At 70.3% G+C, this 263-nt stretch carries 1 pseudogene (only partly in view); it reads left to right on the top strand.

From position 1 onward, the window contains the following. Window positions 1-2: 2 nt before the first annotated feature. A pseudogene (locus tag GEV06_29315) lies at window positions 3-263 on the top strand (ATP-binding cassette domain-containing protein); it runs 251 nt beyond the window's last position.

Below are 263 nucleotides of genomic sequence, written 5' to 3'. Positions count from 1 at the left end.
AGGTGCGCAACCTCGTCGTGCGGTATCCGCGAGCGCGCGAGGGCGGCGAGTTGCTCGCCGTCGACGGTCTCGAACTCACCGTCGCGGCCGGTGAGTTCGTCACCATCGTCGGACCGAGCGGATTCGGCAAGAGCACGCTCCTGCAGGTCGTCGCCGGTCTGGTCCCGCCGTCGTCGGGCGAGGTCTTCGTCGAGGGCGCGTCCGTCCAGGGTCCCGGTCACGAGCGGGCGGTGGTGTTCCACGACTACGCCCTGATGCCGTGG

The sequence above is a fragment of the Luteitalea sp. genome, from assembly GCA_009377605.1.
GTDB lineage: Bacteria > Acidobacteriota > Vicinamibacteria > Vicinamibacterales > Vicinamibacteraceae > WHTT01.
Note: the sequence above shows the minus strand (reverse complement) of the source record. Positions and strands in the feature narration are given on the sequence as shown.